This window comes from Moorena producens PAL-8-15-08-1 (assembly GCF_001767235.1).
In the GTDB taxonomy this organism is placed as follows: Bacteria; Cyanobacteriota; Cyanobacteriia; order Cyanobacteriales; family Coleofasciculaceae; genus Moorena; species Moorena producens_A.
In genome coordinates this window covers 8,902,313-8,921,434 of the sequence record NZ_CP017599.1, presented here as the reverse complement: position 1 = coordinate 8,921,434, position 19,122 = coordinate 8,902,313, and the positions used below count along the sequence as shown (strand labels likewise).

Below are 19,122 nucleotides of genomic sequence, written 5' to 3'. Positions count from 1 at the left end.
ATTGAGAATCGAGAATTCTACATTCTACATTCTGCATTCTACATTCTGCATTCTACATTCTACATTCTACATTCTGCATTCTACATTCTTAATTCTGACAGAGAACCTTAAACCCAAACTTACCCAACATCTCCTTTAACTTCAACCAGCAACTCCTCGACCTGTTTATCGGTGTCAACACTATAAGTGTCAATACCGTATTCGTAAGGACCGGACCACAAAATTGGTTCCTCGTCAAAGTTTTCAATAGCAGGAGGAGATGTAGTTTGCCACTCTAATGTCAGAGCTCTCCAAGGATTGCGACCAGCAATTTTACCACGGTTCACACTCCAGATGATATTAATTACAAAGGGTATGGTAGAAACCCCTAGAAGATAGGAGCCAATGGTGCAGATCATGTTGAGGCTTTGAAACTGGGGGTCATACATAGCAACCCGACGGTTCATACCCAATAGACCTAGCTCATGCATCGGCAAAAAGGTCATATTTAGACCAATGAAGGTCAACACAAAGTGAATGCGTCCTAAGGTTTCGTTGACCATTCGCCCGGTCATTTTGGGGAACCAGTGATAAACTGCGCCAAATAATCCGAGCACACTACCACCAAATAGAACGTAGTGGAAGTGAGCGACAATGAAATAAGTGTCATGAACATGGACATCAAAGGGAACGGAAGCGAGCATGACACCGCTGAGACCCCCAATCAAAAATGCCGAGATAAAGCCCATACCAAAGAGCATGGCACTATTTAAGCTAATTTTTCCGCCCCAAATCGTTGCCACCCAGCTAAACACCTTAATCCCTGTGGGCACAGCAATTAGCATGGTGGCAGCCATAAAGAACATCCGCAACCAACCAGGAGTGCCACTAGTGAACATATGGTGCGCCCAGACAATTAGTCCTAGGAAACAAATCAACATACTGGAGTATGCGATCGCACGATAGCCAAAAACCGGCTTACGGGCATGCACCGGTAGGATTTCCGAGATTACTCCAAAGAACGGTAGCACCATGATGTACACCGCCGGGTGGGAGTAAAACCAGAACATGTGCTGGTAAACAATTGGGTCTCCTCCCCCAGTCGGGTTAAAGAAATTGGTGCCAGCAATTAAATCAAAGGACAGGAAAATTAACGCTGCTGCTAGGACTGGAGTACCAATCAAAGCTAGGATTGAGGTTCCTAACATTGCCCAGCAAAACAGAGGCATATCATGAATAGTCATGGTAGGTGTGCGCATCTTCACAATAGTGGTGAAGAAGTTAAGCGCCCCTAGCACTGAGGAAGTCCCGATCACCAGGATGCTCAGAATCCAAATTTCTTCACCCACCTGAGAACTAATCAAGCTCAAAGGGGGGTAAGAGGTCCAACCGGCTTCGGGAGCACCTACGAAAAAACTACTCATTAACAGCAAACCCCCCACAGCATTCATCCAGAATGCCACCGCATTTAGCTTGGGGAATGCCATATCCTTTGCCCCAATCATCAAGGGAATCAGATAGTTAGCAAAAGCAGCACCAGCCGGAATAATCCATAGGAACAACATAATTGTTCCGTGCATGGTGAACACTCGGTTGTAGGTTAAAGGGCTCAATAAATCCGGGTCTGGGGTGGCCAACTCTGTGCGAATTAATCCAGCTAATGCGCCACCGATGAAATAGAACACAAATGAAGTGACCAGGTATTGAATCCCAATCACTTTATGGTCGGTATTGAAGGTGAAGTAATCTTGCCAACGCCGCTCATGTTCTTCAACATGACCAGCATCTTTGACAGATTCCGGTTTTTCTACTTGCGTCGTCATGGGATAGTGGAGGTGTGATGGACTAAAAGGATAGGCAAGAGGCAAAATGCAATAAGCAAAAGGCAATAGGCAAGAGGCAAGAGTTAATCAAGAGAATTAAGAATTAAGAATTAAGAATTAAGAATTAAGAATTAAGAATGGATAATTAAGACTGTAGACTTTAGACTGAACTAATTCTAACTTCTAACTTCTAACTTCTGAATTCTAACTTCTGAATTCTAAACTCTTAATTCTAACTTCTAACTTCTAACTTCTAACTTCTAAGTGATGAACTTATTTGATAATTGCAGGATGATGGTGAGAGTGGTCTAGGTGTTGGAGAGTTTGGAAATCAATACCCATTTCAGAGGCATAGGGAGCCAAGAACTCACCCTCTGACATGGCAGCAGGGTTGATAGCCACCGCTTTTTCCATGGTGTCTGCACTAGCAAATTGATTTTCCTTAACCCAGGCTTGATAGTCTTCCGGTGTGTCAACGATTAATCGAGTTTTCATTCCTCCATGGTAGGACCCGCAGAGTTCAGCACAGATGATCGGGTAATCACCCACTTTAGTTGCTGTAAACCCTAGTTGACTAATCCGACCTGGGATAGCATCTTGCTTAATCCGAAACTCTGGCAACCAGAAGGCGTGGATCACATCGTTAGCTTCGATATTCAGCTTAACCGGTTGTCCAACTGGGACATGCATTTCCCCAGACATAACACCGGTTTGAGGGTAGGTGAAAATCCAGGCATACTGCATACCAGCGACATTAACCTCTAGGGGTTCACCTTGACCTTCTTGTCCTGGAGGCGCTCCAATACCTAGGGCAACTGTGCCTTGACCTGGAACCATGGCAATCAGATTTTCATTCCCCTCTTGCCCAGATGGTGACATCTGATGATTGTGGGCAATCTCTTGGTGATGGTGGTCATGAGAAGCCATCGGATCCAAGCCTCCCATAGCGTTGTAGACCTCAAAGCTATAGACAGCTAGGACAAAGACAATCACCGTGGGGATTGCGGTCCAAAGCATCTCTAGGGGGATGTTGCCATGGGTCGATGGCCCATCGGTTTGGTCATTTTTTTCTCTACGAAATTTGATGACTATTAGGATAAGTGCCCCTTGGATGAGGATAAATAGACCAGTGGCAATGGTCATCATCAAGTTGAACAGACCATCTACATCACCGGCTTCTGAGGAGGCGGCTACTGGCATAAGTCCATGATTCTGACCGTACCAGAGACTAATCAGGGTTATGAAAATGCCAGCAATAAGGGTTGAAATTTGGCTTGGAATGTTCACGAGATTAGGGTTGAATACTTATATCAACAAAAGTAACAGGGATTATCAAGGCAGGCGAGGCACGAACCGATTTAGTGTCCTAGAATGTCAGGCCATGGCTATATTTTTGAGGAAAATCAGCCTTCTGGTGAGCTACTCCCCCCCATAATTCCCACATTAGAGACCACACAGACAACAATTTTGATGGTCTGCTAGCAGTGAGGGGTGTGAGTAGAGGATATAGAGCTAGCCAAGCTCGCTCTATTAACTAAGGTAAAGCAGTTAAACAATTGATTGGGTCAAACCTTGAGATTTTTAGACTTTTTTTTAGGATCACTAGCCCAGCACCTGAAAAATTTTCAGAAAACTTAAGATTTTATTCAATAAAACTTAACATAGCTAAAAAAAATATAAAAAAGTAAATCAATAGTAAATCATTGAGTCTAAGTAACTGTGACCCTTTAGGGCAGGGGAGTAGCAATCTGAAAAATCTCTAAAGCTTCAGAAATTAAGGAAAAGGCTGGTTACAGTGGTATAGGAATAGAGATGATCCTTGAGATTGGCAATCTTCTACCAACGAAAATGAGCCACTACTCAGGATTTGATTAACTTAGTTTGCATTTTCCTATTGCAGATGGCTATAGCTCAATCGGCTCTTGATCAGAATCAGAATGATGTAACCTCCAACAACCTTAGCCAGCCTCAGGCCAGGATTCGGAGCTTGGTGTGGAAAATTGCGATCGCTACCCTGCTGTTGATGGCAGTAGGCAGTGCTACCAGGGTGATGAATGCTGGTCTGGCTTGCCCAGACTGGCCCTTATGCTATGGTCAGCTCGTGCCAAGCCAGCAGATGAATTTGCAAGTATTTTTAGAGTGGTTTCACCGCCTTGATGCATCCTTGATTGGTATTAGTGCGATCGCTCTCGCTAGCTTATCTTGGTGGCATCGGCGGGATTTACCCAACTGGCTGCCCTGGATATCCACATTTGCTCTAGGGCTAATTATTTTCCAAGGAGTCCTGGGCGGACTGACGGTTACAGAACTGCTCCGGTTTGATATCGTCACTGCTCATCTAGGAACAGCACTGCTATTTTTCTCAACTCTAATCGTGATTGGTACACTGCTGACCCCCTATCAAGGGACAGGTTCAGTTGGGAAGTTACCTTGGCTGAGCTTAACCGCAGTGATTTTTGTTTATCTACAAAGTCTATTAGGTGGACTAGTCGCTTCCCGCTGGGCAGTGCATCAGTGTTTTGGCGGATCTCAGCTGTGTACCGTGATGAATAGCCATATTGCTGGTGTGGTGCCAGCCACCGTAGCAACTGTGGCCGTCGTGGTGATAGCATCCCGGACACCAGCCCTACATCCAGTACTGCGAAAGTTAGCTAATCTCGCTGCTAGCTTGGTAGTTTTTCAGATACTCCTCGGTGTTGCTACCTTCCGGTTAAGGCTACAAGTGGAACTACTAACTATCTGCCATCAAGCAGTGGGAGCAGCATTATTAGGAGTACTGGTAGGGTTTACAGTCTTCGCCTTACGTGACCGAACAAGTGTGGAGTGTCAAAGTCAGTAGAAGCAAAGCGAGAAGGAATGAAATATGAAGGATTAAGTCTGACCTGTCCAGTGTGATAGCTGGCAATTAAACTATCAAGTCCGGTTTTATAAGTTGTATATCAGCTAAATAGAATCGGACCATTCAGCCGCTAGGGTAAAACATCTTGAAACTATGATCTCGGGACCGTTATCTACTTGTTGGTCTACTTGTCGGTCTACTTGTTGTTACTAACAATGCTACTGGAAAAGATTAGACCATAAGAAGTATACCATGAATTGGTGACTCAGCAATCCCTATGTTGTTATCCTTCAAACTTCACCCTTGATCCTTAATCCTTGATGCTTCCTCCTATTCTAAGGGAACCCTAAGGACGAACATCCTTAACACTTGAGACTTTTTAGCTAAGGAATTGGTGAATTGAATGCTTGGGACTAGTTTAACCCGTCAACATGAAAACATAAGAGAGGTTATTCAAAGTTACTATCAACTAACAAAGCCTCGAATCATTCCACTACTATTAATTACGACAGCGGCAGGGATGTGGTTGGCATCCGATGGACAAGTCGATCCCATATTATTGCTAGTTACCCTGGTCGGTGGGACTTTGGCCGCAGCATCTGCCCAAGTGCTCAACTGCATCTATGACCGTGATATCGACTATGAAATGTTGCGCACTCGCCACCGTCCCATTCCCTCTGGGAAAGTGCAGCCTCGTGATGCTTTGCTGTTTGCGATCGCATTAGCAATCTTGTCGTTCACCCTGCTAACAGTCTTCGCTAACCTCCTTAGTGCCTTACTAGCGCTATCTGGCATTATCTTCTATATGCTCATATACACTCATATCCTCAAGCGCCACACTGCCCAAAACATCGTCATTGGTGGTGCAGCAGGAGCAATTCCAGCGCTAGTGGGTTGGGCTGCGGTGACAGGAGAATTGAGTTGGGCTCCTTGGTTACTATTTCTGATCGTGTTCTTGTGGACACCGCCTCACTTCTGGGCGTTAGCGTTAATGATTCACGAGGATTACGCCAAAGTTGGGATACCCATGTTACCGGTAGTAGCCGGTGAAGAAGTTACTGTTCGTCAAATCTGGTATTACACCTTATTAGTCGTCCCTACCTCCCTATTGTTGATCTATCCCTTAGGAGAATCGGGGGTGGTTTATGGAATAGTTGCTATTCTTTTGGGCAGTATTTTTATCAAAAAAGCATGGTTGCTGCTTCAGGAGCCTACAGACAATCAACTTGCCCGGTCTATGTTTAAGTACTCAATTCTCTATATGATGTTATTGTGTACCGGTATCGTAGTAGATAGCTTACCGATGACCAGGGAAATTACTGCAACTGTGGCAGAGAATTCCCAAGTTTTGATTCAAGGAATTTCCACAGTATTGGAGCAGGTAAGTATTAACTTAGTCTAGGGTGTTTGCTGGTAAGCTATCAGCTATCAGCTATCAGCAAATAGGGTTGGCGAATTAGCTCAGAGGTGTAGCAATTCGCCAACCCTATTGATATTTATACTCTAGGGATCCTAAATCAAGTGTGATAATTTTTGATCCGAATTTCCCTACTCCCTACTCCCTACTCCCTACTCCCTACTCCCTACTCCCTACTCCCTACTCCCTACTTACCCCCGTAGTAAAACGCAATCTCTTTCTCTTTAAGAGGGGTAAAATCAGCATCGAGCAGCATTTGATTGAGTTCTGCTTGAGGGATGTGCTTCGCTCCAATCCGCACAATTCTCGATCTCATCGTATTGCTGACACCGCTCCGTTGCCGTTGAGCTTCCAACCCCATGACTTGAGTGTAAAGGTCTAATTTAGCTTTGGGGATTGGGGACCCATCTAAATCCATTCCCTTTGCGATCGCATCATCAACCGCATCAGCACCTGTAGTGGTTTGAGTCTGGGAATTAGTTTCGGTAGACATAGTAAGCTGATAGTAATAGATACGAGAGTATTTTACAAGGTGTCGGTTTCCTTAACAAAGGGTAGAATTAGATTCAAAAGTCCCCCTTATTAAGGGCAGGGTGATTTCATTCTGGCAAAAACATAGATGGGTACCCACCCCTAACCTCCAGGAGGCAGGGCTGTTTCATTCTTGCCAAAAATAGTTTGAATGCCAACTGCTATATTCTCTGCCTCCCTTAATAGGCGTTGCTGATTATGGGTATGGTTTTGCCCCCCTAACCCCCCAATTTTGGGGGGAACAAAACTCTCTTGCGTCCCCCAAAGTTGGGGGACCAACGGGGGCTTTAACAAAACCAGATGATCGCGCATTCATTCCTTAATTCAGCAACGCCCCTTAATAAGGATGAATTCCTGTTCGATAAAAAACCATAATTGTGTACTTAATAAAATCGCACGCTATATGTTCTCCCGCAATCTCGCCTTTATCATCGGCATCAACAACTACCAAAACGGCATTTCCCCCCTGAACACCGCCGTAAACGATGCCAAAAAACTAATAGAAATTCTGCGCGAGAAGCATGGCTATGAAGTCTGGGAATGCTTAGACGAAGTAGCGACTCTCTCTAACTTCAACAAATTTTTAGACCAAACCCTACCCGAACAAGTCACTGAAAATGACCGCTTATTATTTTACTTCGCTGGTCATGGAGTTGCCCTCAATGGGGATGATGGCCCGGCTGGTTACCTAATTCCTCAAGATGCCAAACTGGGGGATACTAATAGTTATCTGCCCATGACCAAGTTACATGATGCTTTCCATCAATTACCCTGTCGTCATTTCTTAGGTATCCTAGACTGCTGTTTTGCTGGTGCTTTTAAATGGTCAAGTACCAGGGATTTACTAACATCGCCAGAAGTCATTCACCAAGAGCGTTATGACCGTTTTATTACTGACCCGGCCTGGCAAATCATTACGTCCTCAGCTTCGGATCAAAAGGCTTTAGATAACTTTAATTTAGATAGCGAACGCGGTCAAATCGGCAATCATTCCCCTTTTGCTAGTGCATTATTAGAAGCCCTAGAAGGGGCAGGAGATATCTATCCTCCTGCCACCAATGGCAAACCGGCTGGAGATGGGGTAATTACAGCCACAAAATTATATTTATATTTACGGGATCGAGTCGAAATTCCCACAGAAAAATACCGTCTGCGCCAAACCCCTGGTATTTGGTGTTTAGACAAGCACGATAAAGGGGAGTATATCTTTCTGTCTCCAGGACATGAACTCAACTTACCCCCCGCACCACCATTAGATGAGTCGAAAAATCCCTATCGGGGTTTAAACTCCTTTGAAGAGGAACACAGTCAACTATTTTTTGGTAGAACATTACTAGTAGAAAAGTTACAGGATTTTGTCAATACTCATCCCTTAAGTGTGGTCTTAGGTGCTTCCGGTTCGGGGAAATCGAGTTTGGTGAAAGCGGGATTAATTCCCCAGTTGAAACAGGAAAATACCGATAAATGGTCGATAGTGTCACCAATTCGTCCCGGAGAAACCCCCTTCCAAGCTCTCACGAAAGCCCTGGTTGAGGCCGGATTACCAAAAGTCGAGTTAGGGAACAAACAAAAAACTCTCACTGAAAGTATTGCGGTTTGGGTTAAAAACAATCCCAAATCGAAGTTATTAATCTTTATTGACCAAAGCGAAGAAATCATTACACTCTGTCAAGATGAGCAGGAGCGCCAGGAATTTTTCCAACAGATACTGGCAGCAATTGATGGCTATCGGGAGCAATTACGAGTAGTATTAAGCCTACGTTCTGATTTTGAACCCCAAATCTGTGATTTGGGCTTAACGTTGGCACCGGAAGTACTAAATCAATTGGGAACCACGGTACTGATAAATCTTTGGCAAAGTGGACGATTTATTGTACCAGCCATGACACGAGGGGAACTCAACGAAGCGATAGAAAAACCGGCTCAAGCACGGGTAATGTATTTTCAACCCCACGAATTAGTAGAAGAATTAATTGATGAAGTGGCGGATATGCCGGGAGCATTATCCCTGCTGTCTTTTGCCTTGAGTGAACTGTATCTCAAGTATTTAAGGCGGCAACGGGAGGCACAATACGGGGGTATGACTATTGACCGGGCGTTGACTCAAGCCGATTATATTGAATTGGGGGGAGTAATGCGATCGCTGACTCAAAGGGCGGATGAAGAATATCATTTGCTAGTTCAAGAAAATCCCGCTTATGACCAAGTGATCCGTGATGTGATGCTGCGGATGGTGGCACTAGGTGGGGGTGAGTTAGCCCGTAGGCAAGTACCTTTATCGGAATTGGAATATCCGCCTCAGAAAGATGATTTAGTCAATGAAGTAATTAAGCGTTTTAGCACAGCACGGTTATTAGTAGAAGGACAAGATGCTGAGGGGAATCCCTATGTAGAACCAGCCCATGATGCTTTAGTGCGGGGATGGCAAAGATTGCTGGGATGGAAGCAACAGGAGGAGGAAAGTCTACTTCTGCAACGGCGGTTAACTCCGGCGGCACAGGAGTGGGAAAGCCAGCAGAGGGCAAGGTTTCTTTGGCATACTAACCCACGTCTGGATTTGTTGAAAAAGGTACTCAATTCTGAGCATAACTGGCTTAACCAAGTAGAAACTAAGTTTGTGCAGCGTAGCGTCCGGCGAAAAAACTTCAATACTCGTCGGAATTGGGGTGTTGCGATCGCAGTCATTCTGGGGTTAGCTACAGGTTTGGTATTCTCCTTAATTGGTCAGAAAGATGCCCTAATCGGTCAAATTAAGGCTGATCGGCAAACAGCTGAAGCCAACTTACAATCAGGTCAAGAGTTAAACGCTTTGCTTGCCAGTTTACGGGCAGCAACATCTCTTCAAGATTGGCCGGGATACTTATCCTTATTCAAGCCAGACAGTAAGCTTCAACCTGAAGTGTTACAAACTTTGCGAAAGGTATTCTATTCAACTAGAGAATATAACCGCAGAAAAGTGCCTCAAGGTTTTAAGAAGATGTTTTTTAAACCTGATGGCACGTTAATGATTGCTACAGCAGAGGATGGTACTGTCCGCTTACAAGACTTCAAAGGCACACCACTACCCAAAGTATTTTCAGGACATGAGGGTAAAGTAGAACTTGATGTTAGTCCAGATAGTCGCTTATTAGCAACAACTGACAAGCAAGGGACTTTTCGCCTGTGGAACTTAGAAGGAAAACAGGAAGAGCCACGTCAGCTTACAGACTGTATTTCAGGGTTTACAGATACTGATCTAGGTCTATTTCCTACTGGTTTCGGTGTATATGACAGAGGTATCAGTTTTAGTCCTGATAGCAAGAAGCTTCTAGCCTATTTACAAAGGCGAACTAAGAAGGGCAATTCCAGTACTATCTGCCTGTGGGAAACGGGAGATAAACCGAAGCTATTGAAACAGGAAGGCAATTTCAGTAGTATTAGCTTTAACTCCAATAACCAGCTAGTAGTAGCTAACCAATCTGGCGATACCCTCAGATTGTCGGACTACAGGAGTCGTAATCAGTTGGCAGAGTTTAAAAATTTTAATCAGACACTCCCGAGGAATCTGGTTTTTAGTCCTAATGGTGAATACTTAGCAGGATTGTTTGGAGATGATGTAAGCTTTGCCTACTTTCGTAGTTTATATAGCGAATATTGGAAGGAGTTTAAACCCATAAGTAGAGCTAGCAGTATCATTTTTGATACCGAAGGTCGTCTGATTATTGGGCAAGAGGGTGAGGGTATTATTAGTGTTTATGATGAACCATATAAGATTAATGACTCTTTGTCAGACGCCTTGGAATTTGAACTGAAAGGGCATCAAGGTGGTATTCGTGAGGTTATTTCTAGCTCGTCGAAGGGCAGACAACTTGCTAGTTTAGGTGATGACAATACCCTGGTCTGGTGGAAACTAGATAAGAAGCCATTAGAGGAGTTAGAGCTAATTCCGAATTTAAAAAGTATCAGCATCAGCCCCGATGGTAAGCAACTAGCTGTTGTCGGAAGTGATGACACTATTCGTCTGTTGGATTTGAAGGGTAAGGAGTTGAAGCGATTTCCAGATCTTAAAACAACAATAAGGCAAATCATTTTTAGCCCTGATGGTACACAATTGGCTGGAGTTGGTCAAGAGAATAGGATTCGCTTATTGGATTTGAATGGCAATGAGTTGTATGAATCTAAAAAATTTAATAAAACAATTAGCCAGCTTCTTTTTAGCCCTGATGGTACACAATTGGTTGTTGTGGAGAACGATAGTACTGTATATCCGCAGGGTTATGATGATAAGAATACTAGTACTCTCCATCGGTTGAATTTGAACAGTAAAATCTGGAAAAATGAACCTAAGATATCGGGTGAAATCGCTTTTAGCTCCGATGGCAAGCTGTTAGTGGCGCAGAATGCTGTCGAGGATCACTGGGTAGAGCGAGGTAATATCTTTGTAAAAGAATTGGAGTCTGGTCAGGAATTAGTTAAGTTTAAGAGTGCTAATCGCAGCTTTGATAGTATCGGTTTTAGTACCCAGGGTGGCTTAGTGGTTAGTGCGGAGCGGCATTATGAGAAGAAGGATTATACCTATGTATGGGATATGTCAGGAAAATTATTGACTGCTTTTGACGATGGGCATCAACGTAAAGTTAATGAAAGTACAGTTGATGAAAGTACAGTTACAAGTATAAGTCTTAGTGCTGATGGCAGCTTACTAGCCACTCTTGACAGATCCGGAACTGCCAAGTTATGGCGTATAGGAGGGTTAAATGATTTAATAGTCAAGGGTTGTAATTTGGTGCGAGACTATTTGGAGACGAACCCCAATCTTGACGAGAGCGATCGCAATCTCTGCAAAAATTGATGGCGTTGCTGATTTTGGGTATGCTTTCGCCCCCCTAGCCCCCCAAGGGAGGGATTGCTCGCTTGGGGGGAACAAAACTCTCTTGCGTCCCCCGCCCCCCTAACCTCACAGGGGTAGGTTTTTAACAAAGACCTCAGGTGTGGGGTGTGGGTTGTGGGGTGTGGGGTGTGGGGGATAAGAAAATATACTTAATTTGTCGTTGTCTTGATGCAATAGCGAGTGGGGGAAACCCCCAAGACCGCGCTGCATCGCTAAAAATCATCATTTATTCGTTGTTTTCCTTTTCCTCTCCTTGTGATCCGCCCCCGAATGGTCGGGGGTTGGGGGTGGGGCAGGACCCAAATGTAAAAAACCTACCCTTGTGAGGCCCCCCTAACCCCCCAAGGGAGGGATTGCTCGCTTGGGGGGAATTAGCGGATGCTTCGCTTTTTGACAGATGGGGACCAACGGGGGCTTTAACAAAACCAGATGATCGCGCATTCATTCCTTAATTCAGCAACGCCCCTTAATAAGGGTGAATTCCTGTGCCATAAAAAACCATAATTGTGTACTTAATCAAATCGCAAACCGCTATATGTTCTCCCGCAATCTCGCCTTGATCATCGGCATTAACAACTACCAAAACGGCATTTCCCCCCTGAACACCGCCGTAAACGATGCCAAAAAACTAATAGAAATTCTGCGCGAGAAGCATGGCTATGAAGTCTGGGAATGCTTAGACGAAGTAGCGACTCTCTCTAACTTCAACAAATTTTTAGACCAAACCCTACCCGAACAAGTCACTGAAAATGACCGCTTATTATTTTACTTCGCTGGTCATGGAGTTGCCCTCAATGGGGATGATGGCCCGGCTGGTTACCTAATTCCTCAAGATGCCAAACTGGGGGATACTAATAGTTATCTGCCCATGACCAAGTTACATGATGCTTTCCATCAATTACCCTGTCGTCATTTCTTAGGTATCCTAGACTGCTGTTTTGCTGGTGCTTTTAAATGGTCAAGTACCAGGGATTTACTAACATCGCCAGAAGTCATTCACCAAGAGCGTTATGACCGTTTTATTACTGACCCGGCCTGGCAAATCATTACGTCCTCAGCTTCGGATCAAAAGGCTTTAGATAACTTTAATTTAGATAGCGAACGCGGTCAAATCGGCAATCATTCCCCTTTTGCTAGTGCATTATTAGAAGCCCTAGAAGGGGCAGGAGATATCTATCCTCCTGCCACCAATGGCAAACCGGCTGGAGATGGGGTAATTACAGCCACAAAATTATATTTATATTTACGGGATCGAGTCGAAATTCCCACAGAAAAATACCGTCTGCGCCAAACCCCTGGTATTTGGTGTTTAGACAAGCACGATAAAGGGGAGTATATCTTTCTGTCTCCAGGACATGAACTCAACTTACCCCCCGCACCACCATTAGATGAGTCGAAAAATCCCTATCGGGGTTTAAACTCCTTTGAAGAGGAACACAGTCAACTATTTTTTGGTAGAACATTACTAGTAGAAAAGTTACAGGATTTTGTCAATACTCATCCCTTAAGTGTGGTCTTAGGTGCTTCCGGTTCGGGGAAATCGAGTTTGGTGAAAGCGGGATTAATTCCCCAGTTGAAACAGGAAAATACCGATAAATGGTCGATAGTGTCACCAATTCGTCCCGGAGAAACCCCCTTCCAAGCTCTCACGAAAGCCCTGGTTGAGGCCGGATTACCAAAAGTCGAGTTAGGGAACAAACAAAAAACTCTCACTGAAAGTATTGCGGTTTGGGTTAAAAACAATCCCAAATCGAAGTTATTAATCTTTATTGACCAAAGCGAAGAAATCATTACACTCTGTCAAGATGAGCAGGAGCGCCAGGAATTTTTCCAACAGATACTGGCAGCAATTGATGGCTATCGGGAGCAATTACGAGTAGTATTAAGCCTACGTTCTGATTTTGAACCCCAAATCTGTGATTTGGGCTTAACGTTGGCACCGGAAGTACTAAATCAATTGGGAACCACGGTACTGATAAATCTTTGGCAAAGTGGACGATTTATTGTACCAGCCATGACACGAGGGGAACTCAACGAAGCGATAGAAAAACCGGCTCAAGCACGGGTAATGTATTTTCAGCCCCACGAATTAGTAGAAGAATTAATTGATGAAGTGGCGGATATGCCGGGAGCATTATCCCTGCTGTCTTTTGCCTTGAGTGAACTGTATCTCAAGTATTTAAGGCGACAACGGCAGGCACAATACGGGGGTATTACTATTGACCGGGCGTTGACTCAAGCCGATTATAGTGAATTGGGGGGAGTAATGCGATCGCTAACTCAAAGGGCGGATGAGGAGTATCAGAAGCTAGTTCAAGAAAATCCCGCTTATGACCAAGTAATCCGTCATGTCATGCTGCGGATGGTGGCACTAGGTGGGGGTGAGTTAGCCCGTAGGCAAGTACCTTTATCGGAATTGGAATATCCGCCTCAGAAAAATGATTTAGTCAAGGAAGTCATTGAGCGTTTTAGCACAGCACGGTTATTAGTAGAAGGACAAGATGCTGAGGGGAATCCCTATGTAGAACCAGCCCATGATGCTTTAGTGCGGGGATGGCAAAGATTGCTGGGATGGAAGCAACAGGAGGAGGAAAGTCTACTTCTGCAACGGCGGTTGACTCCTGCGGCGGTGGAGTGGAAAAGTGTTAAAAGCAAAAAACAATCATCCGGTTTTGAAGTCAAGGCTGAAGCTGTGATTAATTGGTTGAATGGGAGACTTGACCTTGCTGAAAACTTTCTTAACAAAATAAACACCCTCGAAAATCCTCAGTTGGCTCGATTGTGGCAACGGACATCGGATGAACAAAAAGGTTCGAGAGAGAAACCCGTACAGTTTCTTTGGAATGCCAATCCTTATCTCGATGTATTGAATAAAGAACTCAATTCTGAGGACAACTGGTTTAACCAGGTAGAAGTTGAGTTTGTGCAGCGTAGCGTCCGGCGAAAAAGCTTCAATACTCGTCGGAATTGGGGTGTTGCGATCGCAGTCATTCTGGGGTTAGCTACAGGTTTGGTATTCTCCTTAATTGGTCAGAAAGATGCCCTGATCGGTCAAATTAAGGCTGATCGGCAAACAGCCGAAGCCAACTTACAATCAGATCAAGAGTTAGAAGCTTTGCTTGCCAGTTTACGGGCAGCAAAATCTCTTCAAGATTGGCCAGGATACTTATTCTTATTCAAGCCAGACAGTCAGCTTCAAACTGAAGTGTTACAAACTTTGCGAAAGGTATTCTATTCAACTAGAGAATATAACCGCAGAGAAGTGCCTAAAGGTTTTAAAAAGATGTTTTTTAAGCCTGATGACACGTTAATGATTGCTACAGCAAAGAATGGTATTGTCCGCTTACAAGACTTCCAAGGCAGACAACAACCCAAAGTATTTTCAGGACATGAGGGGGAGGTAGACCTTGATGTTAGTCCGGATAGTCGCTTATTAGCAACAATTGACCAGGAAGGGACTTTTCGCCTGTGGAAATTAGAAAAAAAACCGGAAGAACAATCCCCGATTGAAAAGTTGAATTCAATGCTTACAAATACTTTATATAGAAGAAATTTCAGTTTCAGTCCAGATAGCAATAAGCTTGCCGTATGGAGTGATTCCGTGGATTTGCCTATTATATGGTGGGAAAATAGACATGAACCAAAGCTATTGAATAACCCATTAAATTTGACTAGAAATTATTTTTTTAAATTTAACTATAAAAATCAGCTAGTAGTAGTAAACCAATATTACGATACCCTCAGATTTTTGGACTACAGGAGTATGAAAAAGTTGGCAGAGTTTAAAGAAAATAAGACATTATTCGATATAGTTTTTAGTCATAATAGTCAATATTTCGGAGGATGGTTTATATCAAAGGGAAGCTACGCCTACGTTGGCAGTTTAAATGGGAATGATTCGGAGAATGATTTTAAACAAATAGGTAGAGCTAGCAGTATTATTTTTGATACCGAAGATCGTCTGATTGTTGGGCACAATGGTGATGGTATTATTAGTGTTTATGATGAGCCAGATAAGATTGATACCTCTTTGTCAGACGCCTTGGAATTTGAACTGAAAGGGCACCAAGGTGGTATTCGTGAGGTTATTTCTAGCTCGTCGAAGGGCAGACAACTTGCTAGTTTAGGTGATGACAATACTCTGGTCTGGTGGAAACTAGATCAGAAGCCATTAGAGGAGTTAGAGCTAATTCCGAATTTAAAAAGTATCAGCATCAGCCCCGATGGTAAGCAACTAGCTGTTGTCGGAAGTGATGACATTATTCGTCTGTTGGATTTGACTGGTAAGGTGTTGAAGCAATTTCCCGATATTAAAACAACAATAAGGCAAATCATTTTTAACCCTGATGGTACACAATTGGCTGTATTGGATGAAGATAATAGGATTCGCTTATTGGATTTGAAGGGCAAGGAGTTGTATAACTCTAATAAAAAATTTAATAAAACTAATAAAACAATTAGCCAGCTTCTTTTTAGCCCTAATGGTGAAGAATTGGTTGTTGTGGAGAACGATCCTAATGTAGAGAATAATAATAGTACTCCCCATCGGTTTAATTTGAACAGTAAAATCTGGAAAACAGAACCTGAGCAGATGGGTGAAATCGCTTTTAGCTCCGATGGTAAGCTGTTAGTTGCGCACCAGGATGTCGCAGAAGGATGGATTGAGAAAAACTATGAAGAGAGAGGTAATATCTTTTTAGAAGAATTGGAGTCTGGTAAGCAATTAGTTCACTTTAAGGGTGCTAATAACAACTTGGATAGTATCGGTTTTAGTACCAAGGGTGGCTTAGTCGTTAGTGGGGAGTGGCGTGATTCGGATGATGAGGGTAAGACCCGTGTATGGGATATGTCAGGAAAATTATTGACTGCTTTTGAAGATGGGCATCAAACGGAAGTTACAAGTATAAGTCTTAGTGCTGATGGCAGCTTACTAGCCACTCTTGACAGATCCGGAACTGCCAAGTTATGGCGTATAGGAGGATTCAATGAACTAATAGTCAAGGGTTGTAATTGGGTGCGAGACTATTTGGAGACGAACCCCAATCTTGACGAGAGCGATCGCAATCTCTGCAAGAATGTACCCCCTCTCTAATCATTTGGCGTATATAGGGTTTATAAATGAAATGAAACAGCCCTACCCTTATTAAGGGGGACCAACGGGGGATCTCAATCAGGGATTAACAAAACTGAAATGCGACATTGGAAAGTATTATCCCGATTTATTATTTTCATCCTCTCAGCAGTGATCGTACTGGTGAGCTCTGCCCTACCCAATAGTCTTCTTGCCTCCCAAGCTGCTAGTCCTCTTGCCCAAGTACGCATCAAGACCGAAACCGTAATAGGTCAGCAGGATTTTTTCCGAGTTGGCAAATCCCACAAAGGTCGTTGGTGGTTGATTGACCCCGATGGCAAACCCTTCCTTTACCGGGGTGTCACCTCCGTCAACTTTGGCTATCCTGCTCCCTATGTTCCGGTTGTCGAGGATAAATATGGTCAAGACCCCGCTGCCTTTCGGGAAGCTACCTTTGAGCGGCTGCGGAGCTGGAATTTTAATGCCCTAGGAGCATGGACACCACCTCAATTGTGGGATCAGGGTATGCCCTACACGGTTATCCTAAATTTCGTCAAAGCTGCTCCAGACAGTGAACTTAGGGTTGATGACAGGAAGCTAAAGTTACCCGATGTGTTTGATCCGAAATGGATTGAAGGAATTGATGCTAAAGCTAAGGAAATCGTAGCACCGGTGGCAAGTAGTAAGCTGCTAGTGGGATATTTTACCGACAATGAACTCAATTGGGCACACGCCGAAACACGAGACCGAAAGGTTAACTCAGAATTGTTGCTCACCAATAACGCTAAGGCATCTTTACTACAATTTTGCCTTAGCCTCAATCCAGAAAAACCTGCCTATAGTGCGGCCTGGGATTTTGTTTTAAAGCGCCATGGTAATAGTTTAGAGCAGTTAGCTAAAGATTGGCAGGTCCCTATTGAATCTAGAGACACGATTAAAGAATGGACTAAGACAAAACAAGGGATTGTTTCTAAAGGCTACTTAGTGGATCAGAATGGGTTTCAAGCAGAATTTGCTCGACGCTATTTTCAGGAAACTGGAGCAGCAATCCACCGCTATGACCACAACCATTTAATCCTGGGATGTCGGTTTGGGGCACCTCCTTCTGATGCTGTATTTTCCGCCATCAAAAGACCTTGGGTAGATGTGGTATCTGCTAACAATTATCGCTACAACATGTATGAGCGGATAGACCTATACTACCAAGCTACAAAATTGCCAGTGCTCAACACTGAGTTTAGTTGGGGACACACCAGGTTTACTCAACGAGCCTTACCCGATGAACCAGAAGACGGGTTTTCCGAAAGGTCACGGATGATGCGTAATGGCGCTAAGTCCTTAGCCAGGGCTTTGACTCATCCCGCTCTTGTCGGTTATACCTGGTATCGTTGGGTAGATTTGCCCGGTCATACACCCCCGATTAGTTTTGGCCTGGTCAATCTTGAGGATGATCCCAATCTCTCCCATACAACGTTACTCAAGCGATTGAATGCTAGAGCTGATGCGATCGCAACTACAGCAAAGGGAATAGGGAACAGGGAATAGGGAACAGGGAGTAGGGAATAGGGATGCAGCACGTAGCGCATAAGCTGATAGCTGATAGCTGTTCGCGTAGCGTGGCCATTCGCGTAGCGTGGCCATAGGCCAAGGCCTTTAGCTGATAGCTGATAACTAATAGCTGATAGCTTACGGCGGTTTGCATAACTATCAAGTACACAGGATTTTATCCTTCTTCCCATATCCGCTGCTCCCTGCTCCCTGCTCCCTGCTCCCTAAAATCCCGAACTTTGTCCCTCACCGAATTGCAAACCTCTGTCACTACTTACTTGCTGTAATAAAAACAAAACGGTCAGGAAATTCAAGGATAGATTGTTGAGCATATTTTTCTGAGATTTCTGCTAGACCTTCCTGTAACTGTTGATCATCAAAGAATGACAGTAAGGACATATAGCGATTTGCTACCATTTTAAAGTATTGTTCTTTAGGAATTGACTGAAGATATTCAACAAAATTAACTGAGACGTTGAAGCCGACTTTTTCAAGTAAACTAGTGAGATCGTTATAGTTAGGCTGCCCTCTTTCATATCGCTCTAAAGCTTCCTTGAATAAAGGATACTCAATAGTTGGAGGCAGAAGTATCAGCAAAAACATTCCTCCACTAGTTAGCTTTTCAAACAAACTACTAAATAGTAATTCTTTATTGTCTATATGATGAATGGCTTCCTTCATATAGACCTTATTATAACCTGAGGTTTCAGAGACAAAAGTAATCGCATCTACTGCCCTAATTTGGTATTGAGGGCTTAAGGGGATTTGTGAGAGCATCTCTTCAGAAGGATCCACGCAGATAATCGGATTATCTAACTGTATTTCCTTAGGAATTGCTTGGGTAAAAAGCCCTGTACCGCAGCCTAAATCTACAAGACTATCTGTTGAGGTTAAGCGTAAATGTTCAATTATGCTTAAACCCATAAATCTAATGTAATCTTCTGAGTAACTCCACAAATCATCATAGATACTCCCGATTCTTTTATAGTGTTTTTGATTTGAGCTACTCATGGCTTTAATTCCTAATGTTCTGTATGATTATTA

General features: G+C 43.7%; 10 protein-coding genes. 5 read left to right on the top strand and 5 right to left on the bottom strand.

Annotated features, from left to right (window positions below; translation table 11 throughout):
- Window positions 1-119 precede the first annotated feature (119 nt).
- Window positions 120-1,802 carry a cytochrome c oxidase subunit I gene (gene ctaD, locus BJP34_RS32765; protein WP_070395945.1) on the bottom strand — a complete coding sequence of 561 codons (1,683 nt, stop codon included), beginning with the start codon at window positions 1,800-1,802 and terminating at the stop codon, window positions 120-122.
- A gap of 273 nt (window positions 1,803-2,075) precedes the next feature.
- Complete coding sequence (locus BJP34_RS32760; RefSeq protein ID WP_070395944.1) at window positions 2,076-3,089, bottom strand: cytochrome c oxidase subunit II; 1,014 nt, start codon at window positions 3,087-3,089, stop codon at window positions 2,076-2,078.
- Between the two features lie 613 nt (window positions 3,090-3,702).
- On the opposite strand from BJP34_RS32760, the gene BJP34_RS32755 reads away from it, so the two are divergent.
- Window positions 3,703-4,641, top strand: coding sequence for a COX15/CtaA family protein (locus tag BJP34_RS32755; RefSeq protein WP_193431294.1), 939 nt, complete (start codon window positions 3,703-3,705; stop codon window positions 4,639-4,641).
- Window positions 4,642-5,044: 403 nt separating this feature from the next.
- The gene (locus BJP34_RS32750) at window positions 5,045-6,043 is read left to right on the top strand and encodes a heme o synthase (protein WP_070395943.1); all 999 of its coding nucleotides are present in this window, start codon (window positions 5,045-5,047) and stop codon (window positions 6,041-6,043) included.
- 202 nt (window positions 6,044-6,245) lie between these two features.
- Here the strand turns inward: BJP34_RS32750 and BJP34_RS32745 are convergent, their stop codons facing one another.
- On the bottom strand, window positions 6,246-6,551 hold the full coding sequence (locus BJP34_RS32745) for a DUF4090 family protein (protein ID WP_070395942.1): 306 nt from the start codon (window positions 6,549-6,551) through the stop codon (window positions 6,246-6,248).
- Window positions 6,552-6,992: 441 nt separating this feature from the next.
- On the opposite strand from BJP34_RS32745, the gene BJP34_RS32735 reads away from it, so the two are divergent.
- From BJP34_RS32735 to BJP34_RS32720, 3 genes are all read left to right on the top strand, one after another.
- The gene (locus BJP34_RS32735; RefSeq protein WP_070395940.1) at window positions 6,993-11,420 is read left to right on the top strand and encodes a caspase family protein; all 4,428 of its coding nucleotides are present in this window, start codon (window positions 6,993-6,995) and stop codon (window positions 11,418-11,420) included.
- Window positions 11,421-11,994: 574 nt separating this feature from the next.
- Window positions 11,995-16,551 (top strand): caspase family protein, encoded by a 4,557-nt coding sequence (locus tag BJP34_RS32725; RefSeq protein WP_070395938.1) that lies wholly within the window; start codon window positions 11,995-11,997, stop codon window positions 16,549-16,551.
- Window positions 16,552-16,650: 99 nt separating this feature from the next.
- A complete protein-coding gene (locus BJP34_RS32720; RefSeq protein WP_070395937.1) occupies window positions 16,651-18,075 on the top strand; it encodes a hypothetical protein in 1,425 nt (474 codons plus the stop codon).
- On the opposite strand, the gene BJP34_RS41585 is transcribed toward BJP34_RS32720, so the two are convergent.
- On the bottom strand, window positions 18,044-18,232 hold the full coding sequence (locus tag BJP34_RS41585; protein WP_149031302.1) for a hypothetical protein: 189 nt from the start codon (window positions 18,230-18,232) through the stop codon (window positions 18,044-18,046). The genes BJP34_RS32720 and BJP34_RS41585 overlap by 32 nt on opposite strands.
- 116 nt (window positions 18,233-18,348) lie before the next feature.
- Window positions 18,349-19,089, bottom strand: coding sequence for a class I SAM-dependent methyltransferase (locus BJP34_RS32715; RefSeq protein ID WP_070395936.1), 741 nt, complete (start codon window positions 19,087-19,089; stop codon window positions 18,349-18,351).
- Window positions 19,090-19,122: the final 33 nt, after the last annotated feature.